This window comes from Serratia sp. DD3, assembly GCF_000496755.2.
The window spans coordinates 1-24,562 of record NZ_AYKS02000087.1 but is presented as its reverse complement, the minus strand read 5'-3'; the positions used below and the strand labels follow the sequence as shown (position 1 = coordinate 24,562).

Here is a 24,562-nt window from a genome sequence, read left to right as displayed (position 1 = left end):
AATGATGAGCTTCGAAGGAAAAATTGTTCTGGTTACGGGGGCAAGCCGTGGTATTGGGCGGGCCATTGCCGAATTATTTGTTGAGCGCGGTGCTAAAGTTATTGGTACTGCAACCAGCGAGAGCGGTGCTGAAGCGATCAGTAACTATTTGGGCAACAACGGCAAAGGGTATATGCTCAATGTTGTGGATGCACAATCTATCGACCATGTGTTGGCCTCAATTCGTGAAGAATTTGGCGAAATCGACATTTTAGTCAACAATGCCGGTATTACCCGTGATAATCTATTGATGCGCATGAAGGATGAAGAGTGGCAGGAGATTATTGACACTAATCTGACTTCAGTATTCCGTCTGTCAAAAGCGGTAATGCGCGCAATGATGAAAAAACGCTTTGGTCGTATTATTTCCATTGGTTCCGTTGTGGGGACGATGGGTAACGCTGGGCAAGCCAACTATGCGGCAGCCAAAGCGGGTTTGATAGGGTTTAGTAAATCTTTGGCACGTGAGATCGCTTCACGTGGTATTACGGTCAACGTCGTGGCGCCAGGTTTTATTGAAACAGACATGACGCGGGCATTGACAGAAGATCAACGTGCTGGCATTTTGACACAGGTTCCGGCTAGCCGACTTGGGGATGCTAAAGAGATCGCCAGCGCCGTTGCATTTTTAGCCTCTGACGAGGCGAGTTACATCACCGGTGAAACGTTACATGTCAATGGCGGCATGTACATGATTTAAAAAATGTGAAAACTATTTGCGTTATTTGCGGTAAAAACCGCAAAATAGCGTAAAATCATGGTTTGAGCAGCCGGGTTTTAGTTGCATCTTTTTTAACTTTTTATAAACTACGAAAACCATCGCGAAAGCGAGTTTTGATAGGAAATTTAAGAGTATGAGCACTATCGAAGAACGCGTTAAGAAAATCATTGTTGAGCAACTGGGTGTTAAGCAGGAAGAAGTTTTGAATAATGCTTCTTTTGTCGAAGACTTAGGTGCTGATTCTCTTGACACCGTTGAACTGGTAATGGCATTGGAAGAAGAATTCGATACTGAGATTCCAGACGAAGAAGCTGAGAAGATCACTACTGTTCAAGCTGCAATTGATTTTATCAACGCTAGCCAACAGTAAGCGAACATATCTAGGCGGTCACTCGACCGCCTAAGTTTTTTCAATTCCTAGTGTTATTTTTCCCTCCTTGGAGGACAAACGTGTCTAAGCGTCGAGTAGTTGTGACCGGACTGGGCATGTTGTCTCCTGTCGGCAATACGGTAGAGTCCACGTGGAGTGCTCTTCTTGCCGGTCAGAGTGGCATCAGCCTGATCGACCATTTCGATACTACTGCCTATGCAACGCGTTTTGCGGGCTTGGTAAAGAATTTTAATGCTGAAGATTTCATTTCGCGCAAAGATGCGCGGAAAATGGATATCTTCATTCAATACGGTATCGCTGCTGGCATACAAGCCATGCAAGATGCTGGGCTGGATATCAACGAAACAAATGCTGGCCGTATTGGTGCCGCTATTGGTTCTGGTATCGGTGGGCTAGGGTTGATTGAAGAAAACCATAGCGCACTGATGAATGGTGGCCCGCGCAAAATCAGCCCGTTCTTTGTACCGTCAACCATTGTGAACATGATCGCAGGTCATCTGACGATTATGTATGGTATGCGTGGCCCGAGTATTTCTATTGCCACTGCCTGTACATCAGGGGTGCATAATATTGGTCATGCTGCGCGTATCATTGCTTATAATGATGCCGACGTGATGTTGGCGGGTGGTGCAGAAAAGGCCAGTACGCCTTTGGGCGTGGGTGGCTTTGGTGCCGCGCGCGCACTATCTACGCGTAATGATAACCCTCAGGCAGCTAGCCGTCCTTGGGATAAAGACCGTGATGGTTTTGTTTTGGGTGATGGTGCAGGGATGTTGGTGCTGGAAGAGTACGAGCATGCTAAGAAGCGTGGTGCCAAAATTTACGCAGAAATTGTCGGCTTTGGTATGAGCAGTGATGCTTATCATATGACATCGCCACCAGAAGATGGTGCCGGTGCAGCCTTGGCAATGGAAAATGCGTTAATTGATGCGGGTATAACTACTTCACAAATCGGTTATATCAACGCGCACGGTACCTCGACCCCTGCGGGTGATAAAGCAGAAGCGCAAGCAGTGAAATCGGTGTTTGGCAGTGATGCCAGCCGGGTATGGGTCAGTTCTACCAAATCGATGACCGGGCATCTTTTAGGTGCAGCAGGGGCGATTGAGTCGATCTTTACCGTATTAGCACTGCGTGATCAGGTTGTTCCTCCAACTATCAACCTGGATAACCCAGATGATGGTCTCGACCTGGACTTCGTGCCGCATGAAGCACGTCAAACCAAAGATCTGGAGTTTACACTCTGTAATTCCTTTGGTTTTGGTGGTACTAACGGTTCGTTGATTTTCCGTCGGATATAACGCCGGCTATCTGCCGTTGATAAGAAGCCTGGTTTGTTTTGTGACCGGGCTTTTTTTATGGTGCTGTTATAGTGTTGCAATGAACACAGCGGAGATGAAATGACCATGTACTGGGTCAATGGACACCAACAGGATGCTCTGGCACTCAGCGACCGTGGCTTGCAATTTGGTGATGGTTGCTTCACAACGGCCAGGGTGGTTAATGGGGAAATTGACCTGTTACCGTGGCATCTTGAACGCATGCAACAGGCGGCGCAGCGCTTGCTGTTGCCAACCGTAGATTGGCGGGCATTAGAGTGTGAGATGCAGCATGCCGCAGAAGCCATTTCGCTGGGGGTGATCAAAGCGATATTGACCCGAGGCAGCGGGGGGCGGGGATATAGTCCGCACGGCTGTGGGCAGCCAACGCGCATTGTCTCTCGTAGCATCTATCCTGCACATTATTTACCATGGCGTGATCAGGGGATCACCCTGGAGTTGAGCCCGGTTCGTTTGGCTCGTAACCCTCAACTAGCCGGGTTGAAACATCTCAATCGCCTGGAACAAGTGCTGATCCGTGCGCATCTGGACCGGGGGGCTGCCCAGGAAGCGCTGGTGCTTGACACCAGTGGCATACTGGTGGAATGCTGTGCGGCTAATTTATTCTGGCGTAAAGGGATGCGTGTCTTTACGCCGAATCTTGATCAGGCAGGTGTAGCCGGTGTGATGCGCCGCCGGCTAATCGAGCTGCTGGCGGAGAGTGAATACTCATTGCATGAAGTCAGTGAACCACTAGAGACGCTGGCCAGTGCGGATGAAGTTTTGGTATGCAATGCGTTAATGCCGTTGCTGCCAGTGAATGCAGCGCAAGCGTGGCATTATCGCTCACGCCAACTGTATGATTTTTTGCGACCATACTGCGAATGACGACGAATTAATGAATAGAAAAAGAAAACTGAGTATTGCCTTGCTGATAGTGACTGTGGCGTTGTCGCTTCTCTATTGGTGCCATCAGCGGATTGAACATTTTGCTGATAAGCCGTTGAACATTGAGCAGGAGACACTGTTCAAACTCCCTGCGGGGACTGGGCGTGTGGGGCTGGAAGAGCTGCTGGTACGGGATAAACTGATCTATAGCGGCAGGTGGTTCCCCTGGCTGTTGCGTCTGGAGCCTGAATTGGCCGGGTTCAAAGCCGGGACTTACCGTTTTACGCCAGGTATGACGGTACGCCAAATGTTGAAATTGTTGGCCAGCGGTAAAGAAGCCCAACTTAGTGCACGTTTTATTGAGGGCTCACGTCTGCGTGATTGGCTACAGCAGTTGCAGGAAGCGAAATATGTCAAACAGACCCTGACCGGCAAGAGTGAAGCAGAACTGGTTTTGGCATTGGGTTTACCCGAAGGGAGCAGCCTGGAAGGGCGTTTCTACCCGGATACCTATCTCTATACCGCAGGCACCAGTGATTTGGCATTATTGAAGCGTGCTCATGCGCGGATGGACAAAATATTGCAGGAGGTTTGGCTCGCACGCGATGTCAGCCAGCCCTATAAAACCCCCGAGCAGTTATTGATCATGGCATCAATTGTTGAGAAAGAGACAGGGGTAGCTGAAGAACGCACCAAAGTCGCTTCAGTATTTATCAACCGCTTGCGTTTGGGGATGCGGTTGCAGACAGACCCGACGGTGATTTACGGCATGGGTGAGAGCTACACGGGTAATATCAGCCGTAAAGATCTGGACACTGCAACGCCTTATAACACCTATGTGATTAGCGGATTGCCGCCAACACCGATAGCCATGCCGGGCCGGGCCTCACTGGAGGCGGCGGCAAACCCGGCAAAAACCGATTATCTTTATTTCGTTGCAGATGGTAATGGGGGGCATACCTTCACCACCAATCTAACCAGCCATAATCAGGCGGTGCGCACCTATCGCCAGGTGCAAAAGGAAAAGAATGAAAAGTAAATTTGTGGTGATTGAAGGGTTGGAAGGTGCGGGTAAAACCACGGCACGTAATACCATTGTCAGTGTACTGAATCAGCATGGTATCACCGATATTGTGTTTACCCGTGAACCCGGTGGTACCCCGCTGGCTGAGAAATTGCGCGCGCTGTTTAAACATGGCACCGAGGGGGAGTTGCCCACCGTTAAGGCCGAAGTATTAATGCTCTATGCCGCACGTGTTCAACTGGTTGAAACGGTGATTAAGCCCGCGCTCGAGCGGGGGGCTTGGGTGGTTGGTGATCGGCATGATCTTTCATCCCAGGCTTATCAGGGTGGGGGGCGAGGGATTGACCCGCAATTGATGACCACTCTGCGCGATACGGTGCTGGGTAATTTCCGGCCAGATTTAACGCTGTATCTTGACCTTCCGCCGTTGATCGGCTTGCAACGGGCAAGAACACGGGGTGAGTTGGACCGTATTGAGCAAGAGACATTGCCCTTTTTCGAACGTACTCGCGCACGTTATCTGGAATTAGCCGCCCAGGACCAAAGCATTATCACCGTAGATGCCGCACAATCGTTGGAGCAAGTGACGAGTGATATCCAACAGGTCCTTACGCACTGGCTGCAACAGCAGGAAGTGGCGTAATGGAATGGTACCCGTGGCTTAACGGTAGCTACCGCCATTTGGTGGGGCAATATAGTGCGGGGCGCGGTCACCATGCCTTGTTGCTACATGCTGCCTCAGGCAACGGTGATGCAGCGTTGCTGTATGCGTTAAGCCGCTGGTTAATCTGCCAACAGCGCAATGGTGAAAAAAGTTGTGGTGAATGCCACAGTTGCCGTCTGATGCTGGCGGGGCATCATCCTGATTATCATGTACTGGCACCAGAAAAAGGTAAAAGCAGTTTGGGGATAGAGCCGATTCGCCAGGTGATCGAGACTTTGTACTCCCATGCCCAGCAGGGGGGGGCAAAAGTGGTGTGGCTTCCCCAAGCAGAATTGCTGACCGAGGCGGCAGCCAATGCACTATTAAAAACGTTGGAAGAACCGCCAGGCAAAACCTACTTTCTATTAGGCTGCCGCGATCCTTCACGCCTATTGGCGACACTACGCAGCCGCTGTTTCTACTGGCATCTTGCCAGCCCAGATGAACAGTTTAGCCTGCAGTGGTTGAACCGCCACGGGGGGGGGGATGCAACGCATCGTCTTACCGCTTTGCGCTTGAATGATGGTGCACCCATCGCCGCCGAACAGTTATTGCAACCTGAACGTTGGCAACAACGTGTGACATTATGCAGTACACTGGCGTCGTGCTTAATTCAGCGCGATATGTTGCTGCTATTAGCGGTACTTAATCATGATGACGTGGCGGAACGGTTACATTGGCTATGTACATTGCTGGTAGATGCCATGAAATGGCAACAGGGTGCCGCGCATTATGTATTGAATCAGGACCAACTGCCGCTGGTACAGCAATTGGCCACGCAGTTTAGTGCGTTCTCACTGCAAAAAACATTGCAGTCCTGGCTCAATTGTCGTCATCAGTTACTGAATATTGTCGCGGTTAACCGTGAACTATTGTTAACAGAACAACTACTCGGTTGGGAGCAAGGGGCACGCACCTGATATCAACGGATGAATGGCAAGTAGTCAGCAAAAGTAAATCGAATTTAACAGCTATCACGGCGGGCGCTAATATCCTGCTATTGTTATCCCCTTAATCACCTGGTTGTAAAAGAGCCCATTATTATGTTGTTAGTAGATTCCCATTGCCATCTTGATAGTCTTGATTTTGAAAATGTGCATCACAGCGTAGATGATGCCTTGCTCAAGGCCAAAATGCAGGATGTGGGTTTTGTTCTGGCGGTGGCCACGACGTTGCCCGGTTATCAGGCTATGGTGCAACAAATTGGTCAGCGTAAAGACGTTGCCTTCTCTTGTGGTGTCCACCCGCTGAATCTGGATGGTGGCTATGATTATGCCGAATTGCATACCCTGGCGACAGCAGCGCAGGTTGTCGCATTGGGTGAAACCGGGCTGGATTACTTCTATCAGCAGGACAATATACCGTTACAGCAGGAATCGTTTCGCCAGCATATCCGCATTGCCCGGCAACTCGGTAAACCGGTGATTGTACATACCCGTGATGCCCGTGAAGACACCTTGGCCATTTTGCGTGAAGAGAACGCGCAAGCTTGTGGCGGGGTACTCCATTGTTTCACCGAGGATCTCCCTACCGCACAGGCGTTACTGGATCTGGGTTTCTATATTTCATTTTCTGGTATTGTCACTTTTCGCAATGCCGAATCATTACGTGAAGTTGCGCGCTATGTGCCACTGGACCGTATGCTGATAGAAACCGATTCCCCTTATTTGGCACCAGTACCTCATCGAGGTAAAGAAAACCAGCCAGCTTATGTACGTGACATCGCGGAGTATCTTGCTGTTTTGAAAGGAGTCAGCCTGGATCAACTGGCAGAGGCGACAACAGCCAATTTTTTACGTCTATTTCATATCGAACCCGGCACTCTAGCCTGATTATACCCCGCCACCGGTGAAGGGCTGAAACAAGCGCCCTTCATTCAAGTCACATCTCAGCAGCAACCCCATCAGAGCCTGCATGGCAGTGGATAATTAATTTTTTTTCAACTCGTAATTAATCTCACTAATGAGGTATATTCCCCGCGGTTCTACGCAGGCGGGTGGCTTTTTTTTCATCGTTTATTACAAAAAATAGACAAATAATGAAAACAAAACGCTTCATTTATCGAAACGTGACACCCGTCAAACATTGTTTTGGGTATTTATTTTACCCTGCGTAAAAATTAAAGGAGTGCTCAGACACCCTTAAATACAGAGGTCTATATCCCCCCTCTGTAACGCGAAGATTCGCAACCAGCAGCAAAGCACTATTACTCAGGAGTTCTTTCAACTATGTTCAAAAACGCATTTGCCAACCTACAAAAAGTAGGTAAATCGCTAATGCTACCGGTTTCCGTATTGCCTATTGCAGGTATCCTGCTTGGCGTCGGTTCCGCTAACTTTAGCTGGCTGCCTATGGTGGTCTCCCATGTGATGGCGGAGGCGGGTGGGTCTGTATTCGCCAATATGCCACTGATTTTTGCCATCGGTGTTGCCTTGGGTTTCACTAATAACGATGGTGTTTCTGCATTGGCTGCCGTGGTGGCCTACGGCATTATGGTCAAAACCATGGCTGTGGTTGCGCCGTTGGTGCTGCACCTTCCACCAGAAGAAATTGCCGCTAAACACTTGGCAGATACCGGTGTGCTCGGGGGGATTATTTCCGGTGCCATTGCTGCCTACATGTTCAACCGCTTTTTCCGCATTCAATTGCCAGAATATCTGGGCTTCTTTGCCGGTAAGCGTTTTGTGCCGATTATTTCCGGGCTGGCTGCCATTTTTACCGGTGTGGTCCTGTCCTTTATTTGGCCTCCTATCGGTACCGCTATCCAAACCTTTTCACAATGGGCCGCGTATCAGAACCCGGTAGTGGCTTTTGGTATCTACGGTGTTGTTGAGCGTGCGCTGGTACCATTTGGTCTGCACCATATCTGGAACGTGCCATTCCAGATGCAGATTGGTGAATACACCAATGCAGCGGGCCAAGTGTTCCATGGTGATATTCCACGCTATATGGCGGGTGACCCAACGGCAGGTATGTTATCAGGTGGGTTCCTGTTCAAAATGTATGGTCTGCCTGCTGCGGCAATTGCCATTTGGCACTCTGCCAAGCCTGAGAACAGGGCTAAAGTCGGCGGTATCATGATCTCCGCTGCACTGACCTCGTTTCTGACCGGTATTACTGAGCCGATCGAGTTCTCTTTCATGTTTGTTGCGCCGATCCTCTATGTTATCCATGCGCTCCTGGCAGGCTTGGCATTCCCCATCTGTATTCTATTGGGCATGCGTGACGGTACCAGTTTTTCACACGGGTTGATTGACTTTATCGTACTTAGCGGTAATAGCAGTAAAATCTGGCTATTCCCGATCGTCGGTATTATCTACGGCTTGGTGTACTACACCATTTTCCGTGTGTTGATCACCAAACTGAATCTGAAAACACCGGGTCGTGAAGATAACAGCGCGGAATCTTCGGCTCAGAGTGGCACAGAAATGTCTGCCGCCCTGGTTAAGGCGTTTGGTGGTAAAGAGAATATTACCAACCTGGATGCTTGTATCACTCGTCTGCGCGTCAGTGTGGCGGACATCGGTAAAGTTGACCAGGCGGGTCTGAAAAAACTGGGTGCGGCGGGTGTTGTGGTGGCCGGTTCTGGTGTTCAGGCCATCTTTGGTACCAAATCTGATAACCTGAAAACTGATATGGATGAATATATCCGTAACAGCTGATTCAGGCAGGTGAGTTGATCCAGGGGGCGAAAGCCCCTTTTTTTATCTGATTTTTTGCATAATTCCGCATCATTCAACATGGAGAGTGCGTAATCAGGTTGAAAGCAGTAGAATTTTTAACTCATACTGCGTAAGTCTTTTACGCTGAACAAGGAGAACCCAATGGCTGAAGAAACGATTTTCAGTAAAATTATCCGCCGTGAAATTCCTGCTGATGTGGTTTATCAGGACGAGTTGGTCACGGCATTTCGTGATATTTCTCCACAAGCACCGACCCACATCCTGATTGTGCCCAACATCCTGATCCCAACGGTGAATGATGTTACCGTGGAGCATGAAGCCGCGTTGGGGCGGATGATTACCGTTGCGGCTAAAATTGCTGCACAAGAGGGGATTGCTGATGATGGCTATCGTCTGATTATCAATTGCAATCGCCATGGGGGGCAGGAGGTTTATCATATACACATGCATCTCGTTGGTGGGCGCGTGTTAGGCCCAATGTTGTCACGTTAAGGCAAATCCGATTTACTGATAATAGGTTCCGCTGGAGAAAGGTAATGAAAAAGTATCTATTGGTGGCGTTTGCCGCGTTGGTGTTAACCGGTTGTCCGTCACATCCACCAGAACCTGTTGCGCCACCGGTGACGGTTGTCCCTGAGCCGCAACCCGAGCCTGAACCTGTGCCGCCGCCTCCTGAGCCCGTACCCCAACCACCAAAGATACAACAACTTGATTGGCCAGGTAGCTTGCAGCCGCTGATTGATCAGATGCTGAAAGTGGAAGGTGTCACACCTGGCAGTGTGTTGTTGTTGGACACGGTTAAAAACAGTACCAATGGGTCATTACAGATAACCCAGGCGACTTCGGCGTTGTATCAGGCGTTAGCCTCTAACCAAGTTTTTGCGTTGGTGCCAGAAGCACAGTTGACCAGTGCTAAACAGACATTGGGTCTGTCAGCAGAAGATAGCTTGGGCTTACGTAGTAAAGCGATAGGCTTGGCGCGTATGGTTAATGCGCAATATGTGCTATATAGCGACGTGAGTGGTGATGTGAACGCTCCCCAGTTGGAGATGCAATTGATGCTGGTGCAAACCGGTGAAATTATCTGGTCAGGTAATAGTGACGTCAAACAGTGAGGCCCAGCTACGGCAATTGTTCAAGACCTGGAAGCCGGGGCTAAAGAGTACCGGTTGTAATTTCATACCGGTACAAGGGCTGACAGGTGAAAGCTGGCGTATTGAAAGTGATCATCTGCACCTATTGGCTCGCCAACAAACAGCAGAAAAGCGCGCGTTGGGGGTGAGCCGACGGCGTGAGGCGGCGGTGTTAAACCGAGTAGGGCAAGGCATTGGGCCAAAGGTGTTGTTGCGGCAGGCTGATTGGCTGATTGTCGAATGGCTTGAGGGTGACAGCCTGGATATCACCACTTTTGCTGCCTTGAACCGCAGTGGTGAGTTGCCACGGCTGGTTGCCGGGTTACATCAGCGCAAATGCAGCGGTTACCCACTGGCGTTACAGCAGCAGTTGGCCCGCTATTGGCAGCAGGTTGATCGCCAACGTTTGACGCCTGCCTGGTTGCGCTGGCAGCGTTATTTTATGCAACATAAGATGCCAAGCCCACTGATGTTGGCCCCGCTGCATATGGATATCCATGCTGGCAATCTGCTCCGGCAAGGGGAGCGGTTAAGGCTGATCGATTGGGAATATGCCGCGGATGGTGATATCGCCCTGGAACTGGCGGCACTGTTTCGCTTTAATCAATTTTCACCCGCTGCCCAACAGCAATTTTTAAGTCACTATATCCAGCAGGGTTACACCGATTTGCCGCAGCTAACAAGGCAGATACAGCGTTGGTTACCTTGGGTGGATTACCTGATGTTGATGTGGTTTGAAGTGCGGTGGAACCAGTGTCGTGACCCGGTATTTTTGCTTTGGGGAGCGGAATTGTATCAACGGTTCTGTTTAGCATCATCAAATCATCCATAGATATACAAGTGAGGTGGCCGTGGGCCCAGTAATGCTAGATGTGGTCGGCTATGAGCTGGATGCAGAAGAACGCGAGATTTTAAAACACCCGTTGGTGGGTGGCTTGATCCTGTTTACCCGAAATTTCCACGATGTGGAGCAACTTGGTGAATTGGTGCGCCAAATCCGCGCTGCTTCCCATAGCCGGTTGGTGGTGGCGGTGGATCAGGAAGGGGGGCGGGTACAACGTTTCCATCAAGGTTTTACCCGTTTGCCCGCAGCACAATCCTTTGCTGCGTTAAATGATCGACCAGAAGGTGAGCGTTTAGCTCGGGAAGCCGGTTGGCTGATGGCATCAGAAATGATTGCCCAGGATATTGATATCAGTTTTGCACCGGTGCTGGATATTGGTCACGTCAGTACGGCAATTGGTGAGCGCTCATTCCATAGCGATCCTCCACTGGCATTGGCGATGGCCGAGAAATTTATTCAGGGAATGCACAGTGCAGGTATGAGAACCACCGGCAAGCATTTTCCAGGGCATGGTGCGGTCAGTGCGGACTCGCATAAAGAGACCCCGCGCGATCCGCGCCCATTGGCGGAAATCCGTGGGCGTGATATGACTATATTCCGTGAATTGATCCAACGTGGTTTACTGGATGCCATCATGCCTGCTCATGTCATCTATACTGAAGCAGACCCGCGTCCAGCCAGTGGTTCGCCCTATTGGTTGAAACAGATTTTGCGTCAAGAGTTGGCATTTGACGGTATTATTTTCTCTGACGATTTATCGATGGCAGGGGCAGCCATTATGGGCAGCTATGCCGAGCGTGGGCAGGCGGCGTTAGATGCGGGTTGTGACATGATTTTGGTGTGCAATAATCGCCAAGGGGCGGTCAGCGTATTGGATAACTTGTCGCCGCTCAAAGTGGATAAGTTACAGCGGTTATATCATCGTGGGAAGTTTACCCGCCAGGAGCTAAGAAACTCCGAACGCTGGCAACAGGCGCATAAGGCGCTAAGTAATTTGAGTGAACGCTGGGAAGAGCACAAGCGTTTAATAGGGTGATGTGCCGTCAGACGGCGTTAATGATGGGGGCGGAGATCTTGGTCCCTGCTTGTTGTGAGGTTTCAGATGATTATCTATTTGCATGGCTTTGATTCTACCAGTCCCGGCAATCATGAAAAGATTATGCAGTTACAGTTCATCGATCCGGATGTCAATTTTATCAGTTATAGCACTTTGCATCCGCGCCATGATATGCAGCATTTATTGAAAGAGGTGGATAAAGCGGTTAATCAAGGGGGAGACAGCAACCCATTGATTTGTGGTGTCGGATTAGGGGGTTTTTGGGCTGAGCGGGTTGGTTTCTTGTGCGGGATACGTCAGGTGATATTTAACCCCAATCTGTATCCAGAAGAGCATATGCAAGGCAAGATTGATCGCCCCGAAGAGTATCGTGACATTGTCACTAAATGTATCGAGGACTTTCGCGAGAAGAACCGTGATCGTTGCTTGGTGATGCTTTCTCGCCATGATGAAGTGTTGGATAACCAACGTAGTGCAGAATTACTGCATAAGTATTATGAAATTGTCTGGGATGAGCAGCAGACACATAAGTTCAAAAACATCTCCCCCCATTTGCAACGCATTAAGGCCTTCAAGACGTTGCCTTAATCAACACATGCAATATGTCCCGATAAGCCACGATGAGGTGGATGAGGGACAAATCTGCTGGCGCTCTGATGTTATCCTCCTGATTCCCTCTTTACCCTGATATTACGATGAGTCTTCATCGCTTGCGGGCGTCGGTTTTTGCCTGTTCATCATGGAGCTACCAAGATAATCCCCAGTCGGTTTGACGGCTAATTCATTGAGTTGAAATCGTAAAAAATCACCCTGTCTATTGTTTGTTCATTGAAACTTGATGTATGTCAATTTCTGGTATGACCAAATAACCTGTCGTGTTATTCTTAACCTAGATGATTGCATTGATTTAAGTGAACGTACTGTATTCTAAGAAGATTATTTTTAACGCTTAGAGAACAATTGGTTCACATTTTGGAGGTTATTTTGACAACACCAAGCAAGAAAATTGTTATTGTTGGGGGCGGCGCGGGTGGATTAGAACTCGCCACCAGTCTGGGACACAAACTGGGCCGTAAGCACAAAGCGGAGATCACGCTGGTTGATCGCAATCATAGTCATTTATGGAAACCGTTGTTGCATGAAGTGGCTACCGGTTCTCTGGATGACGGTGTGGATGCATTGAGTTATTTAGCCCATGCACGTAACCATTACTTCAACTTCCAACTCGGTGCTCTGGTCAATATTGACCGTGAGAATAAGACGTTACAGTTGGAGCAAATTTGCGATGAACACGGTGAAGAACTGGTTCCGGCACGTGAATTACATTACGACATTTTGGTGATGGCATTAGGCAGCACCTCGAACGACTTTGGTACGTCAGGGGTGAAAGATCACTGCATCTTCCTGGATAATCCACATCAGGCACACCGTTTTCATAATGAGATGTTAAACCTGTTCCTTAAGTTTTCAGCCAAACCCGGGGATAAAGCTCGGGTTAATATTGCCATTGTCGGCGGTGGGGCTACCGGCGTTGAACTCTCTGCGGAGTTACACAATGCGGTTAAACAGCTTCATAGCTATGGTTTTGAAGGGATCGATAGTAGCGCATTGAATGTGACCTTGGTGGAGGCGGGTGAGCGTATTCTCCCTGCGTTACCTGCGCGTATTTCCAGTGCGGCACATCAAGAGTTGAGCAAACTTGGGGTGCGAGTATTGACCAATACCATGGTGACTTGCGCTGATGAGAAGGGCTTGAGCACCAAAGGTGGCGAATTTATCAATGCCGACCTGATGGTTTGGGCGGCGGGTATCAAAGCACCTGATTTTATGAAAGAGATTGCGGGTCTGGAAACCAACCGTATTAACCAATTGCTGGTTGAACCCACCTTACAGACCACACGCGACCCCCATATTTTTGCTATTGGCGATTGTGCCTCCTGCCCTCAACCGGGTGGTGGCTTTGTTCCACCGCGTGCCCAGTCTGCACACCAGATGGCGTCGCGCTGCTATACCAATATTTTGGCGCAGTTGAATAATCAACCACTGAAACCGTATGTCTATAAGGACCACGGGTCATTGGTATCTCTTTCCCGTTTTAGTACTGTGGGCAGCCTGATGGGGAATCTGATGCGCGGCTCAATGATGATTGAGGGTCGCATTGCACGGGTGGTCTATATTTCACTTTATCGCATGCATCAGGTTGCGTTACATGGTTACACTAAAACCGGTTTGATGATGCTGGTGGGGGGGATTAATCGGGTGATACGGCCAAGGCTGAAAATGCACTGAGTTACCCATCACCATGCACGCTGTCGGCGTTATCCCCGACAGCGTGCAGACTCAAAAATCACTTTATTATCCATCAAGCCACGTAGATTGACTGCGTGGCTTGGCGGTTATTGCAACTCATACTTCTTGATTTTGCGATATAAGGTCGCGATACCAATACCCAACTTTTCTGCAACCAGCTTTTTATTGGAATACTGGCTGAGCGCTTCCTCGATCATCAATTTTTCCATATTCTCCAGACCCAGCGTGTCACTATTCTCACAGGTTTCAATCACTTCATGAACCGATGAGGGGCGTGGGTGCTCCACGTGCTGACCGCGGGTGATATTAGGTGGTAACAAATAAGTGTCTATGATCTCACCACTGGGGACCACGTTGACCAGATACTCAATTAAGTTACTGAGTTCACGCACGTTACCTGGCCAGCGATATTGCTGTAACAGCTTGAGCACTTCAGGGGCGATGCCTGGATAGCTAATACCAATCCTTTTGGTATGTAAACTGAGGAAGTAATGCGCCAGTAATTCGATGTCGCCTTTCCGTTCACGCAGCGGCGGTAGGGTGAGTGGAATAACATTCAAACGGTAATAGAGGTCTTCGCGGAATTTCCCTTCGGCAATAAACTGCTCAAGATTTTGATTGGTAGCAGAAATAATGCGGATATCCACGGGAATCGGCTTACTGGAACCAATGGGCAAAACTTCGCGGGATTCAACCGTGCGTAGCAACTTTGCCTGTAACATTAATGGCATATCGCCAATTTCATCTAAAAAAAGTGTGCCATGATTAGCCGCCTGGATTAACCCCACTTTTCCATTGGTGGACGCGCCGGTAAATGCCCCTTTCAGATAACCAAACAGTTCACTCTCAAGGAGTTGCTCTGGAATGGCGGCACAGTTAATGGCAATAAAAGGCTTGTCGCTACGATGACTTAACCGGTGTATCGCCCGGGCGACTACTTCTTTACCGGTGCCGCTTTCGCCAACAATCAATACGCTTGACGGGCTGGGCGCGATACGGGTAAGCAGGTTTTTCAGTAAACGCATGGGTTTACTTTCACCCGCTAGATGTTCAATGCGCGGGTCTATATCACCGACTCTTTCATTAAAAGAGGAATGTGACTGGTGGAACGCCATCAAGAATAATTGGTGGTCTTGAATCTGATGTAACTGACCAATCATAATCTCCTGTTTATCATCGAAAGAGATGATGTGTTGTAAATGCCCACTGGTATAATTCTGTCGGAAGGTAAGGGCGCGGATATCGAGAGTTTTTCCTATAAAGTTTTCTTTGGCCAGATTAAACTGCTTCAATGCCATTGAGTTGGCAAATTTAATCTGACTTTTCTCATCGAGAATTAACACCCCTTGGTCCATATTTTCAATCAGGCTGAAGAGCACCTTATTTAACCCATTGCTACTATTTTGCGACTCCAGCAGATTGGAAACGAAAACGTTGGATATATTTCTCACGTAATCGGAAAATTCCTGCAAGTTGTCCCGCAACCGCTGTTGCTGCTCCAGATTGAAGGCCACCAGGCTGATCACGCCGATACAAGCGCCTTGGAAGATGATGGGGATGCCGAGAAATGCCTTTTCCTGACACTCATCTTTATTACTACACCCATCACAGACTGGGTCAAACTTTGAGCGAGTGACGATTTTTTCTTTTTTTGTCTCAATAACATAACTTAGCAGTCTCGAGTTGCTGCCAAGTTTCATACCAAAATGTTTTCCATAGGGACCGGTACCAGCCACCCGAACCAGGTTGTCGTCGACAATTTCAACCTCTAGCAGCAGTACACTGGAGAGCATTTTCGTAAAGCGTAAAATTGTCGGCTGGATCTGCATAAGTGCAGACTGGACATTGGTGGGTTCTATCATTACGCCTCTCTCTCGCTTTTTTCATCATTGAAAAAAACAATAGTACACTACAGACCCGTGTAATTTGATAGCTATCCAGATAAGTCTGAGACAGAAAATAGATTATGTAGTTAGCATCACATTTCATTATCAAAATGATAATTCTTGATTGTCTCTATCATTTTGGTTGCGATATCAGTGGATAAAATTATAACCAATGCCCAGCTCGGCTTCTTATAATGACCTTCGGTGTTCAATCTTTGTGAAAAACAATCGGTAAATATCATCGTAAATTGCATTTTTTTGTGATGATAATCACGTTAACCCCTGATTAGGTTTTATTTCTGACCGCTTTGAGTCTCTTGGCATGCTTATTGAAAGCATTTTAACAGAGGCAGTAAAAGCGTATTTGTCATTAGTAGGATATAGACCTGTCATATCGCACAATAAATCACACTCTCTATTTAGGGGCAAAGATGAAAACAGTTAACCAGTTGATTAAGGAAATGAATACGTTAAAGTCCAATTTGCATCAAAAGGACTTTTTGTTGACTTGGGAGCAAAGCCGTGAAGAGCTGGAATTGGTGCTCAAGTTGGCTGAATCGTTGAAAACCATGCGTTCAGAGAATATTGCGACCAAAGTATTTAATAGTGGCTTAGGTATTTCAGTTTTCCGTGATAACTCAACACGTACCCGTTTTTCCTATGCGTCAGCACTCAACCTGCTGGGTTTGGCACAGCAAGACCTGGATGAAGGTAAATCCCAGATCGCCCACGGTGAAACCGTGCGTGAAACAGCGAACATGATTTCATTTTGCGCAGATGCTATCGGTATCCGTGATGATATGTATCTGGGGGCAGGTAATGCCTATATGCGTGAAGTGGGTGAAGCACTGGACGAAGGTTTTGAAAAAGGTGTTCTGCCGCAACGTCCTGCACTGGTCAATTTACAATGTGATATCGACCACCCTACTCAGTCAATGGCTGATCTGGCCTGGTTGCAGGAGCATTTCGGTAGCCTGGAAAATCTGAAAGGCAAGAAAATCGCCATGACTTGGGCTTATTCACCAAGCTACGGTAAACCGCTGTCAGTACCACAAGGCATTATTGGTCTGATGACCCGTTTTGGGATGAATGTCACGTTGGCCCATCCTGAAGGTTACGATCTGATTCCTGACGTGATCGAAGTTGCCAAGAATAATGCAGCAACCTCTGGTGGCAGTTTCCAACAGGTGACATCAATGGCAGAAGCGTTCCAAGGGGCGGATATTGTTTATCCTAAATCTTGGGCACCTTATAAGGTGATGGAACAACGTACTGACCTGTTGCGTGCCAATGACCATGATGGCCTGAAAGCGTTGGAAAAACAGTGTCTGGCACAGAATGCCCATCACAAAAACTGGCACTGCACCGAAGAGATGATGAAGCTCACCAAAGGCGGTGAAGCGCTGTATATGCACTGCTTGCCAGCGGATATCACCGATGTGTCCTGTCGTGAAGGTGAAGTTTGCGCCAGCGTGTTTGAGAAGTACCGCATTGCCACCTATAAGGAAGCCAGTTGGAAGCCTTATATCATCGCCGCGATGATCATGGCGCGCAAATTCCCCAACCCAGGTCTGGTGTTGAATCAATTACTGCAAGAAGCAGAAAAACGCATTAAATAAACCAGCTCTGGTCAGGAACACCTGCGGGTGTTCCTGAGTTATGAACTGTCAATATGACCAGAGGAGGTAAGGTTATGTCGGTTTTTTCATTGAAAATGGATATTGAGGATAACCGTAATTTTAACGGAGAAACGTCTCCACTGTTCTCACGCGCGGAAGCACAGAAAGCGCGGGAGTTTCATAAAAAAATTACCGGATATCAGCCTACACCACTATGCGCGTTGAATGATCTTGCTGATTTGTTTGGCGTGCGGAAAATTCTGGTAAAAGATGAATCCAAACGTTTCAGTTTAAATGCCTTCAAAATGCTGGGTGGTGCCTATGCTATCGCCCGGTTGTTATGTGAAAAGTATCACGTTGATATCAGCACTTTCTCGTTTGAAAAATTCAAATCCTCACTGAACGAGAAAATGACCTTCGCCACGACCACTGATGGTAACCACGGTCGGGGGGTTGCCTGGGCAGCCAAACAATTAGGGCAACACGCCGTGGTGTATATGCCAAAAGGCTCTGCTCAGGAGCGGGTCGACCATATTCTCAATCTTGGTGCGGAATGTATCGTTACTGACATGAACTACGACGATACCGTGCGGCTGACCATGAAAACCGCCAAAGAGCGGGGTTGGGAAGTGGTACAGGATACCGCCTGGGAAGGGTATACCAAGATCCCCACCTGGATTATGCAAGGTTATGCCACCTTGGCGGATGAAGCGATCGAGCAGATGTATCAGATGAAAATTGACCGGCCAACCCATGTGTTTTTACAAGCGGGGGTCGGTGCTATGGCCGGGGGCGTATTGGGCTATCTGGTGGATGTGTTTGGTGCTGACAAACTGCACTCGGTGATCGTAGAGCCTGAGTTGGCTGATTGTATGTATCGTTCTGGCGTCAAAGGCGAAATCGTTAATGTCGGTGGCGATATGGCCACCATTATGGCGGGGTTGGCCTGTGGAGAACCTAACCCGCTGGGTTGGCCGCTGATACGTAACTGCGCCACGCAGTTTATCTCTTGTCAGGATAGCGTGGCGGCATTAGGCATGCGCGTTCTCGGCAATCCACTGGGTGATGACCCGCGCATTATTTCTGGCGAGTCAGGCGCGGTTGGGCTTGGGGTACTGGCTGCGGTGCACTATAGCCCACAGCGGAAAGAACTGATGGAAAGGCTCGGCCTCAATAGTCAATCCGTCGTCTTGTTGATCAGTACGGAAGGCGACACCGACGTTAAGCATTATCGCGAAGTGGTATGGGAAGGGAAATGTCCTGTGTGAAAAGTAGCAGCGGGACCCTCAGATTATGTCATCTCTCGTATGGACGAGAGGCAATAAAAGATTGGAGAACAGAACATAATGGCCAAGCAAATTCCTTTTGAAATGGTGTTAGAAAAAGCCTACCAATATAAAGATGAGATGGCGCGTTTCCTGCGGGATATGATTGCTATTCCCAGTGAAAGTTGTGACGAAAAGCTGGTGGTGCTATGTATCAAGAAAGAGATGGAAAAAGTCGGTTTCGATAAAGTTGAGATTGACCCGATGGGCAACGTCTTGGGCTATATCGGCCATGGTCCGCACCTGATTGCCATGGATGCGCACATTGATACCGTCGGCATCGGTAATATTAAAAACTGGAATTTCGATCCCTATAAAGGGATGGAAGATGATGAAATTATCGGGGGTCGCGGTGCATCGGACCAGGAAGGCGGTATGGCTTCCATGGTGTATGCAGGTAAAATCATCAAGGACTTGGGGCTGGAAGACCAATATACCTTGCTGGTCACCGGCACTGTGCAGGAAGAAGACTGCGATGGCCTGTGCTGGCAGTATATTATTGAGCAATCCAAGATCCGTCCGGAGTTTGTCGTCAGTACTGAACCTACCGATTGCCAGATTTACCGTGGGCAACGTGGCCGTATGGAAATCCGCATTGATGTACAAGGCATCAGTTGCCATGGCTCTGCACCAGAGCGTGGCGATAATGCGATTTTCAAAATGGGGCCGATCCTCAATGAGTTGCAGGAATTAGCGGGCAACTTGGGCCATGATGATTTCCTGGGTAAAGGAACGCTGACGGTCTCCGAGATTTTCTTCACCTCTCCGAGCCGTTGTGCCGTAGCAGATAGCTGTGCAGTATCCATCGACCGCCGTCTCACCTGGGGTGAAACCTGGGAAGGGGCCTTGGACGAGATCCGTGCGTTACCGGCAGTGAAAGCCGCTAAAGCAACCGTATCCATGTATAACTACGACCGTCCTTCTTACACCGGTCTGGTTTATCCAACTGAATGTTACTTCCCTACCTGGAAAGTAGAAGAAGACCACATTACGGTGAAAACATTAAGTAAAGCCTATCAGCAGTTGTTCAAGAAAAAACCGGTGGTGGACAAGTGGACTTTCTCCACCAATGGCGTATCCATCATGGGGCGTCACGGTATTCCAGTGATCGGTTTTGGTCCAGGTAAAGAGCCTGAAGCCCATGCGCCGAATGAGAAAACCTGGAAAGAGCATCTGGTGACCTGTGCTGCCATGTATGCGGCAATTCCGTTGGTTTATCTGGAAGAACTGAAGTAAGTGTTGATCCTTGCCCCGGCAGTTTTTGCCGGGGCTGTTTTTTTCAGGGGCACCAGCGATGAAAAAACTCATCAAGAACGGCATTCTGGTGGATAGCGAAGGGCAGTATTCGCAAGATTTGTTGCTTGAAGATGGCGTGATTATTCAACGGGACGCCATGATTGAGCCCGATGCTCACTGCGAGGTGATTGATGCCTCTGGTTGCTATGTGATGCCCGGGGGCATTGATGTCCATACCCACTTTAATATTGATGTCGGCATAGCACGCAGTTGCGATGACTTTTACAGTGGTACCCGTGCGGCAGCCTGTGGCGGTACCACCACCATTATCGACCATATGGGCTTTGGCCCCGCAGGCTGTTCACTCCATCATCAGCTCAATGTCTACCATCAGTATGCCGAGGGTAATGCAGTCATCGATTATGGTTTTCACGGCGTCATCCAGCATATTAATGACGGCATTCTGAAAGAAATGAATAGCATGGTCCATGATGAAGGGATCAGCAGCTTCAAATTCTATCTGACCTATCTCTACAAATTGGATGATGCGGATGTCTTGCGCGCTTTATGGCAATTAAAGCAGGTGGGGGCACTGACGACGGTTCATCCAGAAAATGATGCCGCCATTGCATTTCGCCGAGCGGCGCTGATTGCGGCGGGCAAAACAGCACCGATTTATCATGCTTTAAGTCGCCCCGTGGAGTGTGAAGCGGAAGCGATTAGCCGGATGATTAACCTGGCCGAGTTGGCTGATAATACACCGCTCTATATCGTTCATTTATCCAGTGCGTTAGGGCTGGACTACTTGCGCCTGGCACGCAGGCAGCGGCAACCGGTCTGGGTTGAAACTTGCCCGCAGTATCTGTTGCTTAATGAGCAGTGTTATCTGCGTGAAGACGGTTTGAAATACATTCTTAGTCCACCACTGCGCAATCAGCAGCAGGTGGATCGCCTATGGGTGGGCATTGCCGATGGATCTATTGATACGGTAGCCACCGACCACTGCAGTTTTCCTTATCATCAGCGGTTAGAAATGTCACAAGGCAACTTTACCCGCTGCCCCAATGGCCTGCCCGGGGTCGAGAACCGCATGGCACTGCTATTTTCCCATGGTGTGATGAGCGGTCGAATTTCACCTTCGCGTTTTGTCGCGCTCACCAGCAGTAACCCGGCGCGGTTGTTTGGCCTATGGCCACGTAAAGGCAGTTTAAACCTGGGTGCGGATGCGGATGTGGTGATCATTGACCCGCGCCAGTCCAGGGTTATCAGCCATAACCAGTTGCATGATAACGCAGATTATTCCCCTTATGAGGGCTTCCATTGCCAAGGTGCGGTGGTGTTGACGATATGCCGGGGTGAAATCGTGGCGCGCAATGGTGAGTTTACCGGCCGACGGGGATATGGGCAGTTTTTGCGCCGCCGACCCTTTAATGCCGAGATTGCCGCAAAAATGGGATAACGAAGGTAATTATCTGAACGATCATATTATTAATATTTATTTATGGATTATCTCTCCCCTAAAGGAACAGATTAGGCGGAACTAACATTGAGCTAAAACGAGGTTCAGCATGAAGAAGAAAATAGTATTGGCACTAGGTGGCAACGCATTGGGGGAAGGTCTGGCAGAACAGATGCAGGCAGTAAAAACCACGGCACGGGCGATCGTTGATTTAATTGCCCACGGCCATCAGGTGGTGGTGACTCATGGTAATGGCCCGCAAGTGGGGATGATCAACCTGGCATTTGAGGCTGCCGCCAAAACTGAAGCCCATACGCCGATGTTACCTATGTCAGTCTGTGTTGCCTTAAGCCAGGGATACATTGGTTATGATCTGCAAAATGCGCTACGTGAAGAGTTGCTGGATCGTAATATCGACAAACCAGTGGCAACGCTGATTACCCAGGTGATCGTCAGTGCCGATGATCCGGCTTTCCTTAACCCCACTAAGCCCATCGGCTCCTTCTTTACGGAGGCAGAAGCCAAGGTGATGACCAAGAACGGCTATAACATGAAGGAAGATGCCGGGCGGGGTTATCGTCGAGTGGTTGCCTCACCTAAGCCAGTGGATATTGTGGAGAAAGAAACAGTACGCACTATGATGGATGCTGGGCAGGTGGTGATTACCGTTGGTGGTGGGGGTATCCCGGTAATAGCAGAGGGGCATCACCTGCGGGGTGCCAGCGCGGTGATTGATAAAGATTGGGCGAGCGCCAAACTGGCTGAGATGATCGATGCTGATATGTTGATCATCCTGACTGCTGTAGAGAAAGTGGCGATTAACTTTGGCAAGCCGAATGAGCAGTGGCTAGATAAATTGAGTGTGAGTGATGCACAACGTTTTATTGCCGAAGAGCATTTTGCTAAAGGTTCTATGTTGCCGAAAGTGGAAGCCGCAGTGGCTTTTGCCGAGTCTAAACCTGGGCGTCAGGCGCTGATTACGGTCTTAAGCAAGGCCCAAGAAGGGATTGAAGGGAAAACCGGGACGGTAATTAGCTATTAGTGGTGGGGGTGTTAGATATCGGTCGCTATTTGCTTTTATCGTGGTAAATTTCGGTCGCTATTTGCTTTTATCGTGGCATATTTCGGTCGCCTTGCATTTTTCATCCCATGAACGAGTTGTATCTGCGACCGAATTAGGGGCCAAAGGCGTGGCCCCTAATAACCCGCGCCTTTACCAATTATATGGCCTTCGGCAATGACTTGGTTCGTTCCTAATTTTGCTTTTATCGTGGCATATTTCGGTCGCCATGCATTTTTCATCCCATGAACGAGTTGCGTCTGCGACCGAATTAGGGGCCAAAGGCGTGGCCCCTAATAACCCGCGCCTTTGCCAAATCAGTCGGTCGCTGCGCGACTCCCCTCACTACGCTACGGCACATCACGGCCGGCTGCTACAGACGTATATGGACGCTCCCGATAATGCGAGTGTTTTCTTGAAAAAAGTGAACAGGTATTGCAGCCATATATCCGGTTTCTTTCTGGGTGCTTGTTGTGACCCGAACCATGATGAAATCCGCCAGGTGAGTTCCTTACATCCTTACGGGTCAAAATACCCTCGTCTGTATCGGATTGTCTCACCTGCGGTCTTACCTGTTTCGCCATCTTCTTGATTACACATGCAACTACCGGACTGCGTTTTACTCTTGCTGACCCGTTATCACCCTTTGAGCTTGTCTCAATGGGTGATAACGGGTCGATATTCTGTTTCTTTCACCAGCATTGACCACAGAATACGTGCCGTTTTGCTCGCCTGCGCCACCACCGCTACGTTGTAGTTTTTCTTTTGCAGCAAGGCAAATAACCACGGCATGTCTTCTTTATGGCGTTCAATCACCGAGGCTACAGCACGGGCACCGTGTACCAGCAAATATCGAAAGTAGCCATCGCCTCGTTTGCTGATGCTGCCTAGCCGCTGTTTACCACCGCTGGAGTGTTCACGTGGTGTCAGGCCCAGCCAGGAGGAAAACTGTTTCGCACAATGAAATTGCTGTCCGTTACCAACCGACGCAACCAGATAGGTCGAGGTCAGCAACCCGACACCCGGCACTTTCATTACCCGCTGACAGGCTGGCTGGGTCTGCGCCCACTGGCTGAGCTCTTGCTCAATCAAGGTGACTTGGTCTTCCAACGACTGGATATGCTCAAACTGACGAGCAACACTGCGTCGAATAAATGGCGATAGCTCGATATCCCCATTTTCCAGAATATCGGGAATACCTTGATTAAACGCTTTCCGACCAACTGCCATAATGAGGCCAAACTCGGCCAGTATAGCCCGTAGGCTGTTTACACAGGCGATACGTTCCCGAATGAGGATGTCTCGCTCGGTATGCAAAGCAAGAACTGCCTGCTGCTCAGCGGTTTTTACCTGCACAAAGCGCATGTTGGGACGTGTAACTGCTTCACAAATCGCTTCGGCATCAGCAGCATCGGTCTTGTTGGTTTTGACGTAGGGTTTGACATATTGCGGTGGCATCAATTTGACCTGATGGCCAAACTGAGTCAGCACCCGAGCGAAATGATGACTCGAAGCACAGGCCTCCATCCCAATAAGGCAAGGTTCCAGTTGCATGATAAAAGGCACGAATTTATCGCGAGTCAGTTTTTTCTTCAGAACCGTCTTGCCATTGTGATCAACGCCATGAAGCTGGAAAACATTTTTTGCCAAGTCGATACCGAGGGTAGATACTTTCATTTGGACGCTCCTTCTTTTGAGTTTTCACGCTCACATTTTGGCACTTTGATGCCGTAAAAGTTGGAGCGTCCATCTCATTATCCTTGTCTGTCTCGCCTAAACTCGCCATCCTTGGCGAGTTTGCCTATGTGCCGTAGCTGCGTTCAGCGCCTTCAATGGCGTCAACCACTGTGAACTCTTCAGCACGG

The 24,562-nt window shown here is 49.0% G+C and carries 22 protein-coding genes; 20 read left to right on the top strand and 2 right to left on the bottom strand.

What is annotated here, in order from left to right; translation table 11 throughout:
* The first annotated feature begins 4 nt into the window (after positions 1-4).
* The 15 genes from fabG (at position 5) to IO95_RS17055 (ending at position 14,091) form a co-directional block, all read left to right on the top strand.
* Positions 5-739: a 3-oxoacyl-ACP reductase FabG gene (gene fabG / locus IO95_RS17125; RefSeq protein WP_023492218.1), complete on the top strand. Its 735-nt coding sequence runs from the start codon at positions 5-7 to the stop codon at positions 737-739.
* A 154-nt stretch (positions 740-893) separates the two neighbouring features.
* Positions 894-1,130: an acyl carrier protein gene (gene acpP / locus IO95_RS17120; RefSeq protein WP_004719003.1), complete on the top strand. Its 237-nt coding sequence runs from the start codon at positions 894-896 to the stop codon at positions 1,128-1,130.
* An 80-nt stretch (positions 1,131-1,210) separates the two neighbouring features.
* Positions 1,211-2,452, top strand: a complete 1,242-nt coding sequence (gene fabF / locus IO95_RS17115) for a beta-ketoacyl-ACP synthase II (RefSeq protein ID WP_023492220.1) — start codon at positions 1,211-1,213, stop codon at positions 2,450-2,452.
* A 105-nt stretch (positions 2,453-2,557) separates the two neighbouring features.
* Positions 2,558-3,358: an aminodeoxychorismate lyase gene (gene pabC / locus IO95_RS17110; RefSeq protein ID WP_037386313.1), complete on the top strand. Its 801-nt coding sequence runs from the start codon at positions 2,558-2,560 to the stop codon at positions 3,356-3,358.
* Between the two features lie 10 nt (positions 3,359-3,368).
* A complete protein-coding gene (gene mltG, locus IO95_RS17105; RefSeq protein WP_037386284.1) occupies positions 3,369-4,397 on the top strand; it encodes an endolytic transglycosylase MltG in 1,029 nt (342 codons plus the stop codon).
* Positions 4,387-5,025, top strand: a complete 639-nt coding sequence (tmk, locus tag IO95_RS17100) for a dTMP kinase (RefSeq protein WP_023492226.1) — start codon at positions 4,387-4,389, stop codon at positions 5,023-5,025. Before mltG ends, tmk begins: the two co-directional genes overlap by 11 nt.
* Positions 5,025-6,005 (top strand): DNA polymerase III subunit delta', encoded by a 981-nt coding sequence (gene holB, locus IO95_RS17095; protein ID WP_023492227.1) that lies wholly within the window; start codon positions 5,025-5,027, stop codon positions 6,003-6,005. The genes tmk and holB overlap by 1 nt, the downstream gene beginning before the upstream one ends.
* Before the next feature lie 123 nt (positions 6,006-6,128).
* Positions 6,129-6,917, top strand: coding sequence for a metal-dependent hydrolase (locus IO95_RS17090; protein WP_023492228.1), 789 nt, complete (start codon positions 6,129-6,131; stop codon positions 6,915-6,917).
* A gap of 396 nt (positions 6,918-7,313) precedes the next feature.
* Positions 7,314-8,747 (top strand): PTS glucose transporter subunit IIBC, encoded by a 1,434-nt coding sequence (ptsG, locus tag IO95_RS17085; RefSeq protein ID WP_023492229.1) that lies wholly within the window; start codon positions 7,314-7,316, stop codon positions 8,745-8,747.
* A gap of 162 nt (positions 8,748-8,909) precedes the next feature.
* A complete protein-coding gene (gene hinT, locus IO95_RS17080; RefSeq protein WP_023492230.1) occupies positions 8,910-9,260 on the top strand; it encodes a purine nucleoside phosphoramidase in 351 nt (116 codons plus the stop codon).
* 44 nt (positions 9,261-9,304) lie between these two features.
* On the top strand, positions 9,305-9,883 hold the full coding sequence (gene lpoB / locus IO95_RS17075) for a penicillin-binding protein activator LpoB (protein WP_023492231.1): 579 nt from the start codon (positions 9,305-9,307) through the stop codon (positions 9,881-9,883).
* Complete coding sequence (locus IO95_RS17070) at positions 9,864-10,733, top strand: phosphotransferase (protein ID WP_037386310.1); 870 nt, start codon at positions 9,864-9,866, stop codon at positions 10,731-10,733. The genes lpoB and IO95_RS17070 overlap by 20 nt, the downstream gene beginning before the upstream one ends.
* Before the next feature lie 19 nt (positions 10,734-10,752).
* Entirely contained in the window at positions 10,753-11,781 is a 1,029-nt protein-coding gene (nagZ, locus tag IO95_RS17065) for a beta-N-acetylhexosaminidase (protein WP_023492235.1), read from the top strand.
* Between the two features lie 66 nt (positions 11,782-11,847).
* Positions 11,848-12,390, top strand: coding sequence for an alpha/beta hydrolase YcfP (ycfP, locus tag IO95_RS17060; RefSeq protein ID WP_023492237.1), 543 nt, complete (start codon positions 11,848-11,850; stop codon positions 12,388-12,390).
* Positions 12,391-12,786: 396 nt separating this feature from the next.
* Positions 12,787-14,091, top strand: coding sequence for an NAD(P)/FAD-dependent oxidoreductase (locus IO95_RS17055; protein WP_023492239.1), 1,305 nt, complete (start codon positions 12,787-12,789; stop codon positions 14,089-14,091).
* A gap of 107 nt (positions 14,092-14,198) precedes the next feature.
* Here IO95_RS17055 and IO95_RS17050 read toward each other — a convergent pair whose 3' ends face one another.
* Entirely contained in the window at positions 14,199-15,974 is a 1,776-nt protein-coding gene (locus IO95_RS17050) for a sigma-54-dependent Fis family transcriptional regulator (RefSeq protein WP_023492241.1), read from the bottom strand.
* 455 nt (positions 15,975-16,429) lie between these two features.
* On the opposite strand from IO95_RS17050, the gene ygeW reads away from it, so the two are divergent.
* From ygeW to arcC, 5 genes are all read left to right on the top strand, one after another.
* Positions 16,430-17,617: a knotted carbamoyltransferase YgeW gene (gene ygeW / locus IO95_RS17045; RefSeq protein WP_023492242.1), complete on the top strand. Its 1,188-nt coding sequence runs from the start codon at positions 16,430-16,432 to the stop codon at positions 17,615-17,617.
* 74 nt (positions 17,618-17,691) lie between these two features.
* On the top strand, positions 17,692-18,885 hold the full coding sequence (gene dpaL / locus IO95_RS17040; protein WP_023492243.1) for a diaminopropionate ammonia-lyase: 1,194 nt from the start codon (positions 17,692-17,694) through the stop codon (positions 18,883-18,885).
* Between the two features lie 78 nt (positions 18,886-18,963).
* Positions 18,964-20,178: a YgeY family selenium metabolism-linked hydrolase gene (locus tag IO95_RS17035; RefSeq protein ID WP_023492244.1), complete on the top strand. Its 1,215-nt coding sequence runs from the start codon at positions 18,964-18,966 to the stop codon at positions 20,176-20,178.
* Between the two features lie 58 nt (positions 20,179-20,236).
* Entirely contained in the window at positions 20,237-21,637 is a 1,401-nt protein-coding gene (gene hydA, locus IO95_RS17030) for a dihydropyrimidinase (RefSeq protein WP_023492245.1), read from the top strand.
* Positions 21,638-21,746: 109 nt separating this feature from the next.
* Positions 21,747-22,679 carry a carbamate kinase gene (gene arcC, locus IO95_RS17025; RefSeq protein ID WP_023492246.1) on the top strand — a complete coding sequence of 311 codons (933 nt, stop codon included), beginning with the start codon at positions 21,747-21,749 and terminating at the stop codon, positions 22,677-22,679.
* A 675-nt stretch (positions 22,680-23,354) separates the two neighbouring features.
* Here arcC and IO95_RS17020 read toward each other — a convergent pair.
* Positions 23,355-24,374 carry an IS110 family transposase gene (locus tag IO95_RS17020; RefSeq protein WP_023492247.1) on the bottom strand — a complete coding sequence of 340 codons (1,020 nt, stop codon included), beginning with the start codon at positions 24,372-24,374 and terminating at the stop codon, positions 23,355-23,357.
* Positions 24,375-24,562: the final 188 nt, after the last annotated feature.